The organism is Treponema sp. Marseille-Q4132, assembly GCF_014334835.1.
In the GTDB taxonomy this organism is placed as follows: Bacteria; Spirochaetota; Spirochaetia; order Treponematales; family Treponemataceae; genus Treponema_D; species Treponema_D paredis.
In genome coordinates this window covers 2,571,501-2,590,142 of record NZ_CP060591.1, presented here as the reverse complement: position 1 = coordinate 2,590,142, position 18,642 = coordinate 2,571,501, and the positions used below count along the sequence as shown (strand labels likewise).

General features: G+C 47.9%; 15 protein-coding genes, 1 tRNA gene and 1 rRNA gene. 11 read left to right on the top strand and 6 right to left on the bottom strand.

Going from position 1 to position 18,642, the window contains the following annotated elements; genetic code table 11:
• Nucleotides 1-230: 230 nt before the first annotated feature.
• The 3 genes from H9I35_RS11740 to H9I35_RS11730 form a co-directional block, all read right to left on the bottom strand.
• A tRNA-Ile gene (locus H9I35_RS11740) sits at nt 231-304 on the bottom strand.
• A gap of 144 nt (nt 305-448) precedes the next feature.
• Nucleotides 449-1,985, bottom strand: a 16S ribosomal RNA gene (locus H9I35_RS11735).
• A 431-nt stretch (nt 1,986-2,416) separates the two neighbouring features.
• On the bottom strand, nt 2,417-3,445 hold the full coding sequence (locus H9I35_RS11730) for a helix-turn-helix transcriptional regulator (RefSeq protein WP_187419537.1): 1,029 nt from the start codon (nt 3,443-3,445) through the stop codon (nt 2,417-2,419).
• Nucleotides 3,446-3,548: 103 nt separating this feature from the next.
• Between H9I35_RS11730 and H9I35_RS11725 the strand changes: the two genes are divergently transcribed.
• From H9I35_RS11725 to mutL, 7 genes are all read left to right on the top strand, one after another.
• Nucleotides 3,549-4,265, top strand: coding sequence for a hypothetical protein (locus H9I35_RS11725; protein WP_187419536.1), 717 nt, complete (start codon nt 3,549-3,551; stop codon nt 4,263-4,265).
• Between the two features lie 99 nt (nt 4,266-4,364).
• The gene (locus H9I35_RS11720; protein ID WP_187419535.1) at nt 4,365-4,940 is read left to right on the top strand and encodes an HD domain-containing protein; all 576 of its coding nucleotides are present in this window, start codon (nt 4,365-4,367) and stop codon (nt 4,938-4,940) included.
• Between the two features lie 53 nt (nt 4,941-4,993).
• Entirely contained in the window at nt 4,994-5,626 is a 633-nt protein-coding gene (locus H9I35_RS11715) for a hypothetical protein (protein ID WP_187419534.1), read from the top strand.
• Nucleotides 5,627-5,647: 21 nt separating this feature from the next.
• Entirely contained in the window at nt 5,648-6,406 is a 759-nt protein-coding gene (locus H9I35_RS11710) for an FHIPEP family type III secretion protein (protein ID WP_187419533.1), read from the top strand.
• Between the two features lie 162 nt (nt 6,407-6,568).
• Nucleotides 6,569-7,807, top strand: coding sequence for an exodeoxyribonuclease VII large subunit (gene xseA, locus H9I35_RS11705; protein WP_187419532.1), 1,239 nt, complete (start codon nt 6,569-6,571; stop codon nt 7,805-7,807).
• Between the two features lie 20 nt (nt 7,808-7,827).
• Complete coding sequence (gene xseB / locus H9I35_RS11700; RefSeq protein WP_187419531.1) at nt 7,828-8,106, top strand: exodeoxyribonuclease VII small subunit; 279 nt, start codon at nt 7,828-7,830, stop codon at nt 8,104-8,106.
• Nucleotides 8,103-10,127, top strand: coding sequence for a DNA mismatch repair endonuclease MutL (mutL, locus tag H9I35_RS11695; protein WP_187419530.1), 2,025 nt, complete (start codon nt 8,103-8,105; stop codon nt 10,125-10,127). The genes xseB and mutL overlap by 4 nt, the downstream gene beginning before the upstream one ends.
• A gap of 59 nt (nt 10,128-10,186) precedes the next feature.
• Here the strand turns inward: mutL and H9I35_RS11690 are convergent, their stop codons facing one another.
• The 3 genes from H9I35_RS11690 to H9I35_RS11680 are packed head-to-tail and all read right to left on the bottom strand — an operon-like array spanning nt 10,187 to nt 13,773.
• On the bottom strand, nt 10,187-12,253 hold the full coding sequence (locus H9I35_RS11690) for a tetratricopeptide repeat protein (RefSeq protein WP_187419529.1): 2,067 nt from the start codon (nt 12,251-12,253) through the stop codon (nt 10,187-10,189).
• 11 nt (nt 12,254-12,264) lie between these two features.
• Nucleotides 12,265-12,960, bottom strand: a complete 696-nt coding sequence (locus H9I35_RS11685; RefSeq protein ID WP_187419528.1) for a type VII secretion EssA family protein — start codon at nt 12,958-12,960, stop codon at nt 12,265-12,267.
• 42 nt (nt 12,961-13,002) lie between these two features.
• Nucleotides 13,003-13,773, bottom strand: coding sequence for a tetratricopeptide repeat protein (locus H9I35_RS11680; RefSeq protein WP_187419527.1), 771 nt, complete (start codon nt 13,771-13,773; stop codon nt 13,003-13,005).
• 154 nt (nt 13,774-13,927) lie between these two features.
• On the opposite strand from H9I35_RS11680, the gene H9I35_RS11675 reads away from it, so the two are divergent.
• From H9I35_RS11675 to H9I35_RS11660, 4 genes are read left to right on the top strand one after another with little or no spacing between them, the layout of a single operon-like run.
• Nucleotides 13,928-15,295, top strand: coding sequence for a tetratricopeptide repeat protein (locus H9I35_RS11675; protein WP_187419526.1), 1,368 nt, complete (start codon nt 13,928-13,930; stop codon nt 15,293-15,295).
• A complete protein-coding gene (locus H9I35_RS11670) occupies nt 15,292-15,999 on the top strand; it encodes a metallophosphoesterase family protein (RefSeq protein WP_187419525.1) in 708 nt (235 codons plus the stop codon). The genes H9I35_RS11675 and H9I35_RS11670 overlap by 4 nt, the downstream gene beginning before the upstream one ends.
• Nucleotides 15,996-16,922: a transcriptional regulator gene (locus tag H9I35_RS11665; protein ID WP_187419524.1), complete on the top strand. Its 927-nt coding sequence runs from the start codon at nt 15,996-15,998 to the stop codon at nt 16,920-16,922. The genes H9I35_RS11670 and H9I35_RS11665 overlap by 4 nt, the downstream gene beginning before the upstream one ends.
• Before the next feature lie 60 nt (nt 16,923-16,982).
• Nucleotides 16,983-18,623 carry a GAF domain-containing SpoIIE family protein phosphatase gene (locus tag H9I35_RS11660; protein ID WP_187419523.1) on the top strand — a complete coding sequence of 547 codons (1,641 nt, stop codon included), beginning with the start codon at nt 16,983-16,985 and terminating at the stop codon, nt 18,621-18,623.
• Nucleotides 18,624-18,642 lie beyond the last annotated feature (19 nt).

Below are 18,642 nucleotides of genomic sequence, written 5' to 3'. Positions count from 1 at the left end.
GCTTTAAGCTTCCAACCGCTCAAACGCTCAAACCTTCTTCCCTTCCCTATATTTTCAAAGAGCATGGGGCTGTTCAAAAACTTCAGTTTTTGAACAGCTTCCTTGATGTACTATGCGACGTTTAAAATTAAGTCATTACAATATAAAAACTTAATTTTAAACTCGACGGGCTGTCGAAAAAGTAACCGACTTTTGAGACAGCCCCCTCACGTCTGTCCTTTATTTAAATCTGGGACAGAATAGAGTTGAACTATTGACCCCCGCCTTATCAGAGCGGTGCTCTAACCAACTGAGCTACTGTCCCGTATTTGATAATAGCCGCACTTGCTTACTGATCAAGGGGCACAGGGAAAGAAAGAAAGCGAAAACTGTTCAAAAACCGATACGGCTCGAACAGCCTGACACATGCGGTTTGCGCGCGTACACTGCGCGCTCCTCTTCCCTTGGAAAAGGAGGTGATCCAGCCGCACCTTCCGGTACGACTACCTTGTTACGACTTCACCCCCCTCACAAAGCGTACCTTCGACAGCGTCCCCCTTGCGGTTGGACTGCCGGCTTCGGGTACCCCCTGCTCGGATGGTGTGACGGGCGGTGTGTACAAGGCCCGGGAACGTATTCACCGCGCCGTGCTGATGTGCGGTTACTAGCGATTCCAGCTTCATGAAGTCGAGTTTCAGACTTCAATCCGGACTACGACCGCTTTTCTGCGTTCTGCTCCGCCTCTCGGCTTCGCTCCGCTCTGTGGCGGCCATTGTAGCACGTGTGTAGCCCTGGACATAAGGGCCATGATGACTTGACGTCGTCCCCGCCTTCCTCCTGCTTGTCGCAGGCAGTTCCGCCTGAGTCCTCAGCTCTACCTGTTAGTAACCGGCAGTAGGGGTTGCGCTCGTTGCGGGACTTAACCCAACACCTCACGGCACGAGCTGACGACAGCCATGCAGCACCTGTTCACAGCCGTATTGCTACGCTCACATATCTCTATATGATCGCTGTGTATGTCAAACCCAGGTAAGGTTCCTCGCGTACCATCGAATTAAACCACATGCTCCACCGCTTGTGCGGGCCCCCGTCAATTCCTTTGAGTTTCACCCTTGCGGGCATACTCCCCAGGCGGTACACTTATCGCGTTTGCTTCGGCACGCACGCTCTTGCGCACACGCCCAGTGTACATCGTTGACTGTGCGGACTACCAGGGTATCTAATCCTGTTTGCTCCCCGCACCTTCGCACCTCAGCGTCAGTCGTCCGCCGGTATCCTGCCTTCGCCATCGGTGTTCTTCCGCATATCTACAGATTTCACCCCTTCACACGGAATTCCGGATACCCTTCGGCAACTCTAGCTCGCCAGTTCTCAATATAGCTCCGGAGTTGAGCCCCGGTATTTCTTACCAAGCTTGGCGACCCGCCTGCATGCCCTTTACGCCCAATAATTCCGAACAACGCTCGCACCTTACGTGTTACCGCGGCTGCTGGCACGTAATTAGCCGGTGCTTATTCCTGCCCTACCGTCACCGTGTCGGCATTTCCTCCAACACTTATTCCTCGGACAGAAAAGAACTTTACAACCTTCCGGCCTTCTTCGTTCACGCGGCGTCGCTCCGTCAGGGTTTCCCCCATTGCGGAATATTCTTACCTGCTGCCTCCCGTAGGAGTCTGGGCCGTATCTCAGTCCCAATGTGTCCGTCCGCCCTCTCAGGCCGGATACCCGTCCTCGCCACGGCGGGCCATTACCCCGCCGTCTAGCTGATGGGCCGCAGACCGATCCCGTCGCGGAGCCGAAGCTCCTTTCCCGCTGTCTACCTTCCGTAAACAGTGATCTATCCGGTATCACCCTCTATTTCTACAGGCTGTCCCGGTCAGCGGGGTACGTTATCCACGTGTTACTCACCAGTCCGCCGCTCTCGGCATTGCTGCCTGCCGCTCGACTTGCATGGTTAAGACGCGCCGCCAGCGTTCGTTCTGAGCCAGGATCAAACTCTCCATCATTATGTTCCCGGATTGCTCCGGGTCTAATTTCGTTCGTTTGTCCCCGCTTCCTTTTTGCTCTCGCTTAAGTTTAGTTCGGGAGACTTTTGTGTCTCCGCATGCGTCTTGCTTTCTTTCCTTCCCTTTGCCTGTCAAACAGCGCACCTGCGGTTTTCGCGGGTAGCTTGTAATTTACCGCTTTTTCCCCTTGTGTGTCAAGTACTTCCTACCGCTTTTTTCAAACCTTTTTTCACTACCCCACACACCCGCCGGCACTCGCACCCTGCCCCCAAATGCAGCTTGAAAACACCGCGCAGCCCGCGCAAAAACCCTATTCTCTCAGACGACGAGTCCGTCTTCCACAGCGTTTGCACGACACATAGACGCGGCCGCACAGGCAATATGTACTGCAAACAATGAGCGCGCGAATAAAATCACCTTTCGAAAATTTATTAATTATTAATATAGCTTTCCGCCTTTTTCATCATCGCTTTTACGGTCTTTTTCCAATCCGCCGCAAACCACTGCGGAGTTTGCGGAACGGCATTCGCTCCCTGCGCTAAAATCCATTCCATAACTTTCAGGACTTGCGTTGAAGAAAATTCTATCCGTGTTTTTTCTTCATCTTCAAAATCGGTAAGTTTCTGATTGTCCGCCCAAAGACGCTCTTTTACATACGGTCGAGCATCTCCGTAAAAATCGATTATAAAATCGACCGAATCCTCCGACATAAAAGCACCGAACTTTCCGCCGCCGCAATAGGAAGAAAATTCAAAATCATCGGGGATTTCAAAATGCTCATTCGTAACGATAAAGTCCTTCATTCTGTTCAAGGCGAAAAGACGCACGGCCTTTTTATTCAAATCATAGCCGAATAAAAAACAAAGCCCCTCATCCATAAGAATCTGATACGGCTCGACGCGGCGCCGTGTAGATTTCGTATTCCACCTGCCGCTATACTCAAAATCGACAACTGCGTTTTCCTGCAAAGAACGTATAACTTTTTTCCAAACATCTTCATTCGTTACGACTTTCGGGACGGGAGGAACGGCGATTCTCTTTAAAAGAGAACTTTTGCTCAAGCCTTGAGTGTCCGTTACAAAATCAATAACTTCGGAAATCGATTTATAAATAGGACTTCCTTCAAAACTTGAGAGTAATGTTTTTGCTGCCGAAAGATAAAAAACATCCTCTGCGGAAATATCATTCAAAGGGAATTCAAAGGCATTGCTGTAATAATAGCCGCCTTTGTGTCTGTCAAATTCCAGAGGTGCGTGAAAATAAGTACGAAGCATATCGATATCGCGGTTAATTGTAGCCTCGCCGACTTTGCTGTAGCCTGTCGTCTCGCAGTAAAGCCGCTGTAACTTCAGATTATCGGGATAACTTCCGGATTTGATTGCTCTATGGATAATATTTATCCGTTCAAGTATTTTTCTGTTCAGCTGCCGTGTCTGCTGTTTTTTGTTTTCCCGCTTCATAAAACTAGTATAACATAAACCGCTATCATTTGGTGATAGCGAATAATTTTTATTTTTTTGCAACTATCGTGATATGATAGAGAATGTGTGGTATAATGAAGATATGACCATAGAAAAATTACAGAAAAATCAAAGAAAAATGCACGCAAAAATATACCAGTGCGCTCAAGAACAAGGGATGATTAAGGAAAATTTTTGGGAACCGATTTGTGATGGTGTACCAGATATTGAAGGTTATTTATCATCCAATCCGAAAATTATGTGGTTATTAAAAGAACCGTACGATGACTTTACAGTTAAAGGAAAGCCGAAAGGTGGCGGATGGCCGCTTACAACACATCTTCGAAAAAGTAAAATTTGGCAAGATGAGGCAATGTGGAAGTTAATGATACAAATCACTTATGCCATACATAATGATCTGAATTGGAAAGACTTAGATTATATCTCCGATAATCCTGAGATGAAGAAAGAACTGAGTAAAATTGCATATATAAATCTTAGCAAAATGCCATACGATACTGTGAGTTCGGATGCACATCTTTGGGAGTGCTATCAAATTTGGAAAGATATTTTATTGGAACAAATTCAGCTTTATACACCTGATATAATCATTTTCGGTAATACATTCAAGTTTTTTAAAGAAGACTTACAAATCACAGAAAAACCGATTCGTACAGTTTCGGGACAATGGAATACTGATGCTTATAAAAAAAACAATACGATTCTTATAGATGCCTATCATCCGTCTCGCAAAGGTGGTGAAGACGGGAGCTCTGATTATGTAACAAGTGTTGTTAAGGCTGTAAGAAAGTTTTTGTAATGTTTGTTTCCGCTATCGAGGCCTGATATTCTCCCCTGTTACTATATCTGTAAATCTTAACAGGGGAATCAACTCTCTGTTCATTAAGACAAAATTCGAATGGCGGAATATCAGTATATAAATTGTCGAAATCTGCTTTCTCTTCCAGATGAGATTGAATCCGTTTTCAGTACTCTCGGAGTTCCGCCAAGGTTATACGCTCATTCGCTGCTTGTTCACGATGTTGCAAATAAATTGCTTGAAAAGATAAACGGTACGTGGAAAAATCTGAACATCAATAAAGATCTCGTTTTATTCGGTGCAGCCGGTCACGACATAGGAAAAAGCGTTTACATTAACGAACTTTCGGAAGAAGGACATAAGCACGAACGGGAAGGTTTTCGCCTTTTACGGTCTCTCGGTTTCTCCGAAGAAAAATCACAATTTGCCGCCTCTCATGCTTTATGGTCGGAAAGCTCAACGCTTGAAGAACTCGCAGTTTCACTTGCCGATAAAATCTGGAAAGGAAGTCGTGTGGCGGAGTTGGAAGATTTGGCAGCGGCAAAAATCGCAGCCGTAACAAACCGTGAACGATGGGAAGTTTTTCGTTCCCTGGATACTGTCATTCAAACAATCACACGAGGCGCTGATAAACGATTATTTTTTCAAAACAACTTTTCCACTATCACGCTATGATAGCCGCCTGTGTTATATTTTTTATAAACAGTCAGCCGCTGAAGGAGATAAAAATGACATTATTAACCCGTGAGGAAACATTATTGTTCGCTGTACCGTCTTTATTTAGTGAACTATTTTCAATAAAAGAAATATTTCTGGGCGAAATAGACCAAAGTCTGATAGCCTACAAACGGGACAGTACAACCAAAAAGGCAGATGAATATGGCGCCGGTTTTTATTATACTTACAAATCAAATAATTTCTTTATAGGATTTAGCCCTTGCTGTGAAAAAGAATTTTTTCTTTCCCTTGCAATCGAAGGGAATCGAAATAATAGCAAACTGGGCAAAAAACTGTATTTTCGGAAAGGGTGGTACTACATACCTCTACAAAATTCTTCAATAAGCGTTTGTGATAAAAAAGTTCTTTCTGAAGTAAGAAAGCGTTTACGTAAAATTGATTGGTCTCTGCCGGATCACATATATCGATCTCTTCCGGCTTTTTTTTCAATGGAAAATAAAATAATTCATCTTATTGAAGAAAGTAATTGCCGGAATGAATATAATAAATTTAACTGCTGTGAATGGTTTTATTATTTTGAAAATCAAACAAAATTCGACACTGACGAGTTCAAGTCGTTTTTATTTGCGGATTCATATCAGCAGCAGTTAGATGCTTTTAAGGAATGGATTAAATTGCTATGAAAATATTTTAAGGGGAAAACCATGAATCGATTTTTGTATATTTTAAAGTCTTTGTTCGCGATTGCGCTGGTTATAATTTTCCCGTTATCGCTTTTGTCGGTTGCTTATCCGAAATTATTGATAGAAATCTTGTCGGCAGGATTTTATTTGTTTTCAATTACTGTGTGTTTTTTGATTTGGAATAGAAAAACAAAGATAAATCGGATAGAATTTTGTTCAATACTTTCTTTAGTCCTCTACGTGCAGTTGATACATATTTCGCTTTTAGCACAAGAATCCGATGAACATCTTTTTATTGTAAGGTTGTTTCAACAGCCGCTTGAATCCGATGAGAAAATTTCAGTGATGTTTTCACAATTTATTATGATTATCTATATCGCACTTTTCATTATGAAGAACACAGCTGAAATCTCGGAAGTAAACAGCAGATTTTCATCAGACACAATGAATACGAAATTTTTTGATATTGATAATAAAGTGACTGAAAAAGAGATTACGGAAAATGAAGCGGAAAAGCTAAGGCAGCAAGTCGGCGCGGAAGCTGATTTTTATTCCGAACAAAAAGAATGTTTTGCTGTGCTTTTTAAATGTATGACGGCATTTGTCGTTTTGACGTGTATTCATTTTGCTTTAGGAATCGGAATGGATGTATTTTTGAAAAACGAATTGTTAAAAATGGCAATTTTTTCAAATATTCCTATCGTCGTAGGAATAAGTTTTCCGTTCATTGTTTTATATATAGTATTCGGAATTACCGTTGGAATTAAAAAATCATTGTAAAACAATCGAGAATGAAAGGGGAAAAATTATTTTTTTAGACGACAAGTCGTACAAAGTGAAACGGAAAAAAGATTCTGCAACGAAATACTTTCAATTCTATTGTCGGCAAAACCTCAATCACACGCGTTGACCAGTCTTTCCATTCACTATAAAATTACCGCTATGGCACATTCGGCACAAGACGGCTCCGCGTTTTTTTCCGTGACACAGATCACAAATCTCATCAAAGAGATGATCGAAGGTTCGTTCGGCACCGTCGTAGTCGAAGGTGAAATTTCCAACTGCAAACTGACGAGCGCCGGCCACATCTATTTGACGCTGAAAGATTCCGGCGCGCAGCTCGGAGCTGCGATGTGGCGGAGCGCGACGCCCTCTCTTTCGTTTTCGCCGAAAGACGGTATGCTCGTGCGCTGTACCGGACGTCTTACGGTGTACCCGCCGCACGGCAAATATCAGCTCGTCATTTCGCGTATGGAAATGGCGGGCGCGGGAAATATTTTACAGATGCTCGAAGAGCGCAAAAAGCGTCTTGCAGCGGAAGGCATATTCGACGAAGCGCATAAAAAACCGCTGCCGCTTTTTCCGAAAACAGTCGGCATCGTTACGAGCGCAACGGGAGCTGCCCTGCGCGATATCCTGCAGATTATGAAGCGGCGGAACCCCTGCGTATCGGCGGTCATTTTGCCCGCAACGGTACAGGGAGAAGGAGCCGCGGAAACGATCGTGAGGCAGATAAAGACCGCAAATTATTTCAGGCTTTGCGATGTGCTCATCGTCGGCCGCGGAGGCGGCTCCCTCGAAGATCTGCTTCCCTTCAGCGATGAAGAGGTAGTACGTGCCGTCTATGAATCGGATATACCGGTGATTTCGGCCGTCGGACACGAAATCGATTGGGCACTTTCCGATTACGCAGCCGATTTTCGAGCCCCGACTCCGTCGGCCGCAGCGGAAGCCGCAGTTCCGCTCAAAAGCGATATCATTCGCACGCTGCAAACCTATGCCGATACCTTCCATACGGAAATAAAACGCAAAGTCGAAAACATGAAACTCGTCGTGCGCACGTTCAATCCCGAAAACCTCGAACTGCAGTTTCGAACTATCGAACAGCCGCTTCTTGCACGCTTTGACGGCGCAAAAGTCGCGCTGCTGCAAAACATCGATGAAAAATTAAAAGACGCAAAGCACCGTATCGCCCTGTGTACGCACGTCCTCGAAAGCGCAAGCCCGGAAAAAATTTTTGCACGGGGCTATTCGATGGTGAGAGATACGGCAAGCGGAGAAGTCGTGCGGGATGCGTCGCTCGTCGCAGTCGGAGCGGAGCTCGAAATCGTTCCGGCAAAAGGACAACTTACGGCGACCGTCAAAAGCGTATGCACAGAGGCAAACCGATTTATTAATTAATAATTTACCAGGAGTCCGTCATGAAAAATTTTGCAAAAAACCTTGAAACGCTTGAAAAGCTTACCGCCGACATCAAGCGCGACGACATATCGCTCGAAGATGCGCTCAAAGATTTCGAAATGGGCATAAAACTCGCGCGCGGCATGGAAGCCGAAATCGACAGGATCGAAGGAAAGATCCAAATGCTCATGAACGAACCCGCACCCGAAAGCGCGGATACGCCCGAACTCGATCTCTTTTCGGGCGCCGATGAAGCGACGGGAACGGCGGGCGCTCCGCAAGAGGGCACGCGTCAATGAGCGATGCAAAACCGGTACGCAAGCTTTCCGCCGAAGTCGCAAGAAAAATTGCGGCGGGCGAAGTCATCGACCGGCCGAATGCGATTGTGCGCGAACTCATGGACAACGCGGTCGATTCGGGTGCGGACAGCATCGCCGTCGAAATCGATTCGGGCGGCATCGAAAAAGTGCGCGTCGTCGACAACGGTTCGGGCATGACGAAAAGCGATTTGCAAAACTGTGCGCGTCCGCACGCGACGAGCAAAATCGAAACGGAAACCGATCTTTTGCGCCTGACGACGCTCGGCTTCAGAGGAGAAGCGCTTTCGTCGATTGCCGCCGTATGCCGCCTTTCGATCATATCGGGCGGCTGGAAAATGCGGGCATCGGTAACCGAAGATCACATCATCGAACGGAGTGCATCGACTGAGGGTACGATCGTGCAGGCGGAAGGTCTTTTTGAAAACTTTCCCGCGCGGAGAAGATTTTTAAAACGCCCTGCAGCCGAAGCGCTCATGTGCAAAAACACGTTTATCGAAAAGACGCTTGCACGTCCGGACATAGCATTTTCGTTTACCGCGGACGGCGAGCGGCGCATAACGCTCGAAGCGGGCACGAGTTTAAAAAATCGATTCGTAGAAGCGGCGCTCCCTTCCGAAAACGCTTCTCTCTTTTACGAAATCTCAGGCTCTTCGGGCGGAGAAAATCCCGACTGGAGTTTTACCTGTGTCATCGGAGAACCGGGCGTATCGCGCGCAAATAAAAAAGACATATACATCTTCGTAAACGGGAGAAGGATTACCGAGTATTCGCTCGTACAGGCGATCGAGTACGGCGGTCAGGGTTATTTTCCGAACGGCACCTATCCCGCAGCCGCCCTCTTCGTCACGATGAAAAGCGATCTCGTCGACTTCAATATTCACCCGGCAAAAAAAGAAGCGCGCTTTCGCGACATCGCAAGCCTGCACCACGGCGTAAGCGGAGCTTTGCGGAACTTTTTTCATCAATACACTCTGCGCGAAATGAAAAACGACCGCGGCGACGCAATTAATAATTTTCAATCTTTCGATTTCGATACGGGAAACGCACCCGCCGAAAGTGCGGACGGCAAAGAAAGTGGAAGCTTATACGCTCTTCGAAAAAACGATGAGCTCGGCGTGCATACGAGCGCCGGCAGTAAGGGTGCTTTCGATACGGCCGGCGGAAAAGGCATATCCTACGGAAAAAACAAAGACTCGGGGCGGCAGGCGAAAGATTTTTCGCGCATCGTCATGCACCGGGGCGCAGGCGACTTTACGAATCCCTACGCCCGCGAATATAAAACCGATGCATACAAAGCGCGCTATTCGATAAACCACGAAGCGCGGGACGTACCGCTCGAACTTGCAAAAAAAGCGCTTTCGTTCGGCGAAACGGGGGATGATTCGGCAAGCGACGCGGCAGATAAAACAAAACCGTACGACGTCGAAAACGCAGCCGAAAAAATCAAAACGGTAAACGAAAACTTTCACTTTCTCGGAAGCGCGCTCGGCACTTTTTTGGTCGCGGAAAAAGGCGATACGCTTTATATCATCGATCAGCACGCGGCTCACGAGAGGCTCCTCTACGACGCTATTATGCAAAATCAGGGAAAAAGCCAAAAACTCCTCGTGCCCTATGAAATAGTCACGCAAAACGCCGCGGACGATATTTATTTGACGCGCATACGGGAAGAGATGAAAAAAGCGGGTATCGCGGCGAAAAACAAAGGAAACGGCGTGTGGGAGATAAGATCGGTGCCGGAGCGCTGGAAGGGGAGCGAAAACGATTTGTACCGCGCCCTCCTCGAAAAGAGAGTCGCACCCGAAGACGTCATTTCACAGATAGCCGCAATGACCGCGTGCAAAGCGGCGGTCAAAGACGGCTATGTGCTTGACGATGCGACCGCTTCGGATTTGGCGGAAAAGGCGCTCGCCCTCCCCGACCCGCACTGTCCGCACGGAAGACCGGTGTGGACGGCGGTTACGAGGGCGGAACTTTTCGCCCTCGTAAAGCGCACCTAAGGAAACACTGATTAATTCGAATGCGAATTAATCAGTGTTAACATTGAAATTCCCGCTTGCTATTTTGCCTGAATACCGCCGCTTCGAAGCGCCGACAAAAGTTCCGTCACTTCCGCCTGGCGGTGATTCGGACGCTTGGCCTGCACTTCGCTCAAATAGCGTTCCGCGCCCGCAGTATCTCCCGTCGACATACATACTTTTCCAAGCTCCACATAGGCATCCCAATTCGTTCCGTCGCGCTTGATCAGCTCGGTATACGTCGTTTTCGCGTTGTCGAACTGACCGTCGCTTGCGTAAGTTTGTGCGAGATTCGATCGTACCGTATTGTTTGACGGATCGAGGCGCAGCGCATTTTGATAAAATTTAATCGCATTTTTATAATCTTTTTTTGCGAGGTATGCGCTTCCGAGATTATTGTTCGCTTCGAAACTTTTATTGTCCGCATCGTAGGCCTGCTTGAAAAGCCGAAGCGCAGTGTCGACATCGGGCGGATTCATTTCGAGATACATCTTTCCGAGGTTGATTTTCGATTTTTCATGATTCGGATTCAAGCGCAGCGCTTCAAGATAGAGCGGAATCGCTTCTTCGAATTTACCCGAGTCCTGCAGCATAAGCGCATAATTGTATACTACGTTCGCTTGAGCGGTATTACCGAGCGACGCCTTCGAAGCATACGCGCGCTTCGCATAGGCGATAGCTTCGGCATCTTTACGCTCCGCATACAGCGTCGCCGAAAGATTGTAATACGTCGTCGGGTCTTCTTCCGTCGGACTCAAAAGCGCGAGCGCGCGGCGATAGCAGTTTTCGGATGCGGCGTAATTTTCCATCGCGTAGTACTCGGAACCGAGTTCGCGCAGCGCGTTGCCGTTCACATCGTTAATGCGGAGAACGGCATTATAGGCTTTGACGGCACCGTTTTGATCGCCTTGTTTTGAAAGAAGGCGCGCTTCTTCAAGGTAGGCTTTTTCGTAATTCGCATCGGTCGTCCGCGCGCGGCGGAATGACGACAGCGCTTCGGATTCGTTTCCGGTCCTCAAATTTGCAAGACCGAGATTGTATTGAGCCGGTGCAAAGCGTCCGTCCAAATCGACGCTTCTCTGAAACGACGAACGCGCGTCGCTGTAGCGGCGCGAAAGATACTGCACCCGTCCGAGATTATAGTGATAGAGAGCATTCGATTGATCGTTCTGCACCGCTTTGGAAAGTTCGTCGAGCGCTTTCGGATAATTTTTTGCATCCATCGCCGTCATGCCCAGTACGTAGTGAGCTGCGGCATCGTTCGGTGTCTTTCGGATCGATTCTTCGGCATAACTTACGGCCGCATCGCGGAGTTTTTTTCTATCGGCATCCGATGCCGCGTTTTGCGAAGCTTCGTAAAGGGCGGTCGCCATTTCGGAATTTTTGCTGCCTGAAAAAAGCGGCTCGCCTGCGGAAATCGGCAGCATCTTTTGCGCTTTGCCGAAATGATTGAGGGCGGAGTCGATTTTATTTGCCGTCAAATCGGATTTGCCCTGCGCGATTTCGCCGTTTACGCCGTCGATTTCTCTTTGAATCGCTCGGTTTTTGCGCGCAAGTTCTTCTTCGGCCGCTTTACGCGCGGCCGCTTCTCTTTGCTTTTGCGCTGCAAGCGCTTGAGCGGCTTTTTCAGCTTCGGCTTTCCGTTCGCGCGCCGCCGCGGCAGCCGCCGCTTTTTCCGCGGCGATTTCCGCTTCCCGTGCGCGCCGGGCGGCTTCTTCGGCTTCTCGCAGCTTTTGCTGCGCCGCATTTTTGTCGGCCGAAGTCTCCGCCGATGCGGTGCGTTCTCCCGGACGCTGCGCGGAACCGGAAGCCCCATTCTGTGAAAGCGGAGAATTCTGTCCGCGGGCAATCAATTCTTCAAGTTCTTTTTGCGTCCGCTGAGCTTCCGCCGTACTTCGAGCAAGCTCGTCCTGCATGGCCCCGTCGCCGGACTTTGCACTCTTCAACGCATGCAGTTCGTCGAGCAGCCGCCGAGCTTCGGCATCATCGGGATTTTTTTTGAGCAGCTTTTCGAGCAGATCCAGTGCGCGATCGTATTCGCCCGTGTCCATGTAGAGCTGAACGGAAGAGAGCGTATCGCCCCGTGCGCTCGCGCTCGACCCCGGCAAACCGGATTTATTTAAAAAAAAACCGCGATAAGGGCGATGATGACTGCCGCGCAGATAATTGCGATAACGATTTTTTTATTCAATTTTTTTTCGGATTCGCTTTCTGAAACGGCTCGGCTTACGGGCTTGCTTACTCCGGAAAAATCCGTAAACGATATTTTTTCGGCAGCCGGCTTTTGTTCGTCCGTATGAGACGAAGCCGTGCTCACGTCCGAAAAGAGAGGCTTTGAAACGGGAGCCTTTGCCGCATCGACGCTTTCGGTTATTTTTGCGGAAACCGTTTTTTCACTTACGAGAGATTTTTCCGCTGCAGTTTTTTTTGCGGCGGATTTCGAACGCACGCTTTCGCCGCCCGTCTTTACACTCTGCGTTTTTGCGGTTGTTTTTACCGCAGTTTTACCGGAAGCCTTTACGGCGGTTTTTTTAACAGCCGGTTTCGGCGCGGTCTTTACAGCCGTTTTCGTATCGGCCTTTTTTACGCCCGCTTTTGCCGCCGTTTTCACATCGCCTTTTTTCACAGCCGTTTTTACCGAAGTCTTTACGCTTGTCTTTTTCGCAGCCGCTTTTTCCGCGGTTTTCGCAACGGCTTTTTTTGCAGCCGGTTTTTCGGCCGTTTTTTTGGCAGCGGACTTTGCCGTTTTTTCCGCCGGCGCTTTTTTCGCCGTTTTAGCGCTTGCCGTTTTTTCAGTGGTCTTTGTCTTAGCCATATCCCTTTCCTTTGCTGAAAATATACCGCACCCGCAACAATATTAATCGAGTTCCGGTTCCGATTCATAGCCGAGCGTATCTTCCGCTCCGCCCGACATATTTTCCGTATTTGTCGCTCGAAGCGAATTCGCCACGTCTTCGAGCAGTTTCTTTTTGCGCGCTTCTTCAGCCGCTTTCGCTTCGGCTTCGCGCCTGGCCTTATCGGCGGCAATCCTCTCCTGCTCCGCACGCATACGCGCTTCCTCAGCTTTTCTCGCCTGCTCGAGAGCCGCGGCAGCTCTCGCTTCTTCTTCTTTTCTGGCAAGTTCGGCTCGGAGCAGCGCAATGACGCGCTCTATTTCCGTACGCTGCGGATCGCCGGGCACTCGAACGATATAAGTTTCATAATCGCCGAGCGCATCCTGAAGACGCATCTGGTTGAGTCTCGCGTTCGCACGGTTTAAAAGCGCTTTTGTAAAATCGGGAGATGCTGCAAGAGCGAGAGAATAACACTCGTCGGCTTTCGCATAATTTCCTGCGGCAAAAGCGGAATTTCCGGCATTGTATGCGAGCACTTTTTTATCGGTACCCGGTACGGAAAGTCCCTTTTCAAATACCGCGACGGATTTATCGTACTGCCCCGTTTGATAATACGAAAGTCCGAGATAATTATACGCCGCGCTCGAAAGCGTTCCCGACGCAAGCTCCCGTTCAAACAGCGGAATGGCGGCTGCAGGATTATTCGATTTAAAGAGGCGCTCGCCTTCGCTTTCGGCAAAAAGCGATACCGCGAAAAACAATAAAAAAAATACAGCGCCGTTCGTCCGCTTCACTCCACCGCTCCCATATCCGATATGCAATCGGTAATTATATCGATATAATTATCGGACATTTGACAGAGTTTAATAAATCTACTACTCTATTATACAGTAAAACGGAGTTTTGCAAAAGCCCGTTTTACCCGATTTTAAAGAGGAGGATTTTACAATGGAACCGATTCAAATTGCGGTCATTGCGGCTCTCGCAGCGTTTATCGCCGGACTGCTGGTTTTCCTCGTAAAATCCCTGCTCGCACCCAAGCGCGCCGAAAACATCCTCAAACTCATAAAACAAAAAAAACTTTCCGCAGCTGAAAAATCGGCAAAACAGATACTCGCAAAAGATCCGAAAAATTATCTCGTACACTATTATCTCGGTAAAGTCTACTTTGCGGAAAACAGAGCGGAACTTGCGCTCATGGAATACAAAACCGTAAATGAAAATGCCGTCTTCGGAGACGACATCGCCGAAGTTCCGTTTCGAAAAGATATCGCTTCGTTGTATTTGAAATTCAATCAGGAAGAAAACGCACTGCGTGAATTTCTTTTACTCACAAAGCTCGATCCGAAAAACGCCGACGCCTATTATAACGCGGGGAAAATTTACGAAAAACAAAACCGCACCGATGCCGCGCTTTCGATGTTCCGCAAAACGGCCGCACTCGATAAACGCCATGCCGAAGCACACGCATCCCTCGCTCTCCTCCTCGCAAACGAAAAACAATTTGACGAAGCGAAAAAAGAAATCGATCTCGCCCTTTCACTGAATCCCGAAGCATACGGAAATTATTATTATCTCGGAAAAATATTAAAAGAAAATAAAAATTATGCCGACGCCGTCAAAGCTTTTGAAAAAGCGCAGCGCAGTTCGGAATACCGTGAACGCTCGCTCATCGAACGCGGAGTGTGCCTCATGCTCGCAGGCAGACCGGACAACGCGCTCATCGATTTCGCCCGCGCGATCGAACAGGATAAAGCGGGCGTCAAACAGGAAACGCTCCACGCGCGCTATTGCATGGCCTCGTGCTTTGAAACGATGCGCCGAATCGACAAAGCTATAGAGCAGTGGGAAATCATCTACAAAAAAAACCATGCATTCCGTGATGTCGCTGCAAAGCTCGAAAAATATAAAGATGTGCGGACAAACGATGCTCTCAAAGATTATCTTACGTGCCCGTCCGGCGACTTTACCGCGCTGTGTGAAAAGATCGCGCAAAACGCGCTGTCCTTTACCGTCCGCCGTTCGGATGCGGCAAAATGGGGCTGCCAAATCATCGCATCCGATCGCGGCGGGGATTGGATGAATGGCAGAAAACAATCGTACTTGCTGCGTTTTTACCGCACCTCCGAAGCGCTCGAAGATTCTGTCGTACGGCAGGCGCTCGACGATCTCAAAGGGGCAAACTGTTCACGCGCATATATTTTTTCAAGTTCGGATTTTTCGCGAAGCGCACGCGCTTTTTCGGAAAACAGACAAATCGAACTCATCGGCAAAGAACAGCTTGAACAGGCGCTCAAAAAATCGGGTATACAATGAAAATACTTTGCGTTTCGGATATGATCGATCCTCTCATCTACAATCAAAATGCCTCTTCGCTGTTTGCCGACGTAGATATGATTTTATGCGCCGGCGATCTTCCGATGGACTACGTGGATTTTATCGTTTCGATTTTTAATAAGCCGACGTTTTTTATTTTCGGCAATCACAATTTAAACGAATTTCATTATTACCATTCGGGTGTCGCGGCGCCGTCGGAAAAAAGGGGAGATGCGCACGGACACGGTGCGGCATACTGCGGCTTCCGCGTTATCCGCGATAAAGCGCTTTCGTTTACCGATCCCGTAACGGGAAAAATGACGCCGCTCCTTATCGCCGGAGTTTCAGGGTCGCGAAAATACAACAACGGTCTCAACCAGTACAGCGAAGGAGAAATGAAGCGCCGTCTCATCGCAATGATCCCTTCGCTCATATGGAACAAACTTCGCTACGGCAGATACCTCGACATCTTTTTGACGCACGCTTCTCCGAGAGGTATCCACGACAAAGAAGATCCGTGCCATATCGGTTTCGAATGCTTTAACTGGTTTATAAAAAAATTTTCACCGGCCTACCTCGTGCACGGACACATTCATCTCTACGACATACGTACGAAGCGCGTTACTGAAACCGGCACGACGACGGTCGTAAACGCATACGCGCACTGGCTTATCGACTTTCCGAAAACCGGAGCGGCACAATGAAAGCAAGCATATTTGCCTTGCAGACGGAAGAAGATTTCAACAGAGCCCGTAGCAAAGCGCTTTTCAACGAAATACAGCATTTTCTAAATCCCGAAGAAGCATCTCTCATTTCGTTTTCCGAAATAAAATCGATTTTAAAACCGAAGGACGAAATCTATATCGGTTTAAAGACGATCCCGATCGACAAGATCGTCGGAAGCGAAGGCCGCTACAAAGATTTCGACAATCGTTTTTTTCCGAAAAGCGGATTTTTGCGCGAACGATGGAAACACGTCGATGAAGCGCAATATGAATCGATCATCCTTCCACCGATAAAAGTATACGAACTCGGAGGTCTCTATTTTGTGCGCGACGGCAATCATCGGGTTTCGGTCGCAAAAGCGCGCGGTATAGAATTCATCGATGCGGAAATCGTTTCACTGCAAAGCGAAATAAAACTGAAGCCCGCCTATACGCTCAAATCGATGATAAAAGAAATCATCTCGTATGAAAAGCGCGTCTTTTATACCGAAACGAATTTCGGAGACATCACCGATTTTTGGACGCTCGATTTTACGTCGACCGGACAGTACGATATCATCTACAATCACATCCTGACGCATAAAGCGTACGTCGAAAAAAAAGAAAATACGGATATGGCGATTACCGACGCGATCACTTCGTGGTTTAACGAAGTCTATCTTCCGATCATCAAAACGATAGACGACGGACACGTCATGCGTTATTTCAGAGCGCATACGAAAAGCGATCTGTATGTATGGATTATGCTGTACTGGGAAGAGCTTCGGAAAAAATTCGGAGAAGACGTGGAACTCAACGATGCGGTGCGCTCCTTTACGCGCAGTAAAGGCATAAATTTCGTCTCCCGCATAAAAAACGGAATCGGACGCATCATATTTAAATGGAAAATAAAATCTCCTTGACCTCTTAGAGCTTCGATGATAAAATAGTAAAATAATCGTAATTTTACGTGGAGTTAAAAATTGTATTCAATCGAGTCGTTTATACACATTCCGATTATAGGAGCGGCGGTCCTGCTCGCAATTTTATTCGCGCTGCTGGTCGTCATACGCTACCGAAATACGGCAAAAGCAAGTTTTGTACTCTATATCGCGCTCGGCATCCTTTTTGCAGGTCTCATCCGTATGTTCCGTTCGTCGAGCGGCATCTATTTCGTTTCCGCTTTTTTTGTTTCGGAACTCTTTCTCCTGCCCTACTTTATCATTCTTGCATTCGGCGATCCGAAAAAACGGGAAAAAAAGCAAGCTCCCGAAGTACACGAAAAAGTCGAATACGACTCGCTTGCAAACATATCGTATGAAAAAAAATTCGGGGCAAACGAAGAATTCGCCGCAAAAGCCGCCGAGCTTTTTTCGCAGGACGACAGCTTAAATCAATTTCTCGACTACTTCAACGCAAAGCTCACCGAAACGGTCAAAGCCGACGGCTGCGTCATCCTCCTGTCGGACGAATTCGACAACTTTCTCACCGTCCGTTCCATGAAAGGCTCTTTTCCGCCTCCGTATAAACTGCCGGATACGCTGCCGCATACACCGGTACGGGTAGAAGCGAATTTCCGCTATATGCAGTTCCAGCTTTCCGAAACCCTTTTCGGAGAAGTCGCGTCTTCGGGCGAAGCGGTGCTTATAAAAGATTCCACCCACGACCCGCGCATTTATCAAAACGGACCGGAAGACTTTCTCGCATGCGGCAGCTACATCTGCGTTCCGATCCGCATACAAGGCAAAACCGTCGGCGTTTCGGCGCTGTCGCGGGATCCGAAAAACGAAAGCTTTTCCGAAATCGATTTCGAACATGCAAAAACGATTACCGATGCCGCATCTTCCGCTCTCCGCTCTCTTTTGAGCTTTCTCGACTACAGCGAAAAACGCAGTCTCACGGAAGAAGGCAATACTGCGGCAAAATTTCAAAAAAAGATCATCCTTGAAAAAATTCCGGAAATGGCCGGCATATCGCTCGGAGCGTGGTCGGTACAAAACGAAAACGTATGCGGCGACTACTACGACATCCTGGCGGTACGTAAAGACCGCACGCTCTTCGTCATGGCGGATGTCGTCGGCAAAGGCATGAACTCGTTCAGCGTCATGGTGATGATCCGCACGATGCTGCGCATGATCGCACCGTCGCCTCAAAGCCCTGCCGCTATTTTAAAATGGATCAACCGCGGACTGTGTGCGGAAAGCGGCATAGAAGATCACTTTGCGAGCATCGCGCTCATCGACTATAATCCGTTGACAAAGGAAACGAAACTTTCGACGAGCGGTATCAATCCCGTACTCGTCTACCGGGCGAAAAACGGCGAAGTGTCGCAGCTGTCAAAACAAAACGAACCGCTCGGCGTCGAAAAAACTTCGAATTTTGCCGATGAAATATTACAGCTCGAACAAGGAGACATCCTTGTAACCTGTACGGACGGATTGCTTGAATGCTTGAGCGAATCCGGTGTACAATATTCCGTATCGCGCCTCATGCAAGTCATCAAAGAAAATCACGAGCTTGCAGGAGCGGAAATTGCCGAACGCGTAAAAGCGGATGTAAAGCGGCATTCGGCAGGGGCACAGCAATACGACGATCAAAGCCTTTTGATTATAAAGATAAAATGAATTAGGAAGGAGCGTATTT

Coding starts and splice junctions, on each gene's coding strand:
- H9I35_RS11730 (WP_187419537.1), bottom strand. CDS start 3,445: ATGAAGCGGGAAAACAAAAAACAGCAGACACGGCAGCTGAACAGAAAA.
- H9I35_RS11675 (WP_187419526.1), top strand. CDS start 13,928: ATGGAACCGATTCAAATTGCGGTCATTGCGGCTCTCGCAGCGTTTATC.
- H9I35_RS11720 (WP_187419535.1), top strand. CDS start 4,365: ATGGCGGAATATCAGTATATAAATTGTCGAAATCTGCTTTCTCTTCCA.
- H9I35_RS11715 (WP_187419534.1), top strand. CDS start 4,994: ATGACATTATTAACCCGTGAGGAAACATTATTGTTCGCTGTACCGTCT.
- mutL (WP_187419530.1), top strand. CDS start 8,103: ATGAGCGATGCAAAACCGGTACGCAAGCTTTCCGCCGAAGTCGCAAGA.
- H9I35_RS11670 (WP_187419525.1), top strand. CDS start 15,292: ATGAAAATACTTTGCGTTTCGGATATGATCGATCCTCTCATCTACAAT.
- H9I35_RS11685 (WP_187419528.1), bottom strand. CDS start 12,960: ATGGCTAAGACAAAGACCACTGAAAAAACGGCAAGCGCTAAAACGGCG.
- xseA (WP_187419532.1), top strand. CDS start 6,569: ATGGCACATTCGGCACAAGACGGCTCCGCGTTTTTTTCCGTGACACAG.
- H9I35_RS11725 (WP_187419536.1), top strand. CDS start 3,549: ATGACCATAGAAAAATTACAGAAAAATCAAAGAAAAATGCACGCAAAA.
- H9I35_RS11665 (WP_187419524.1), top strand. CDS start 15,996: ATGAAAGCAAGCATATTTGCCTTGCAGACGGAAGAAGATTTCAACAGA.
- xseB (WP_187419531.1), top strand. CDS start 7,828: ATGAAAAATTTTGCAAAAAACCTTGAAACGCTTGAAAAGCTTACCGCC.
- H9I35_RS11710 (WP_187419533.1), top strand. CDS start 5,648: ATGAATCGATTTTTGTATATTTTAAAGTCTTTGTTCGCGATTGCGCTG.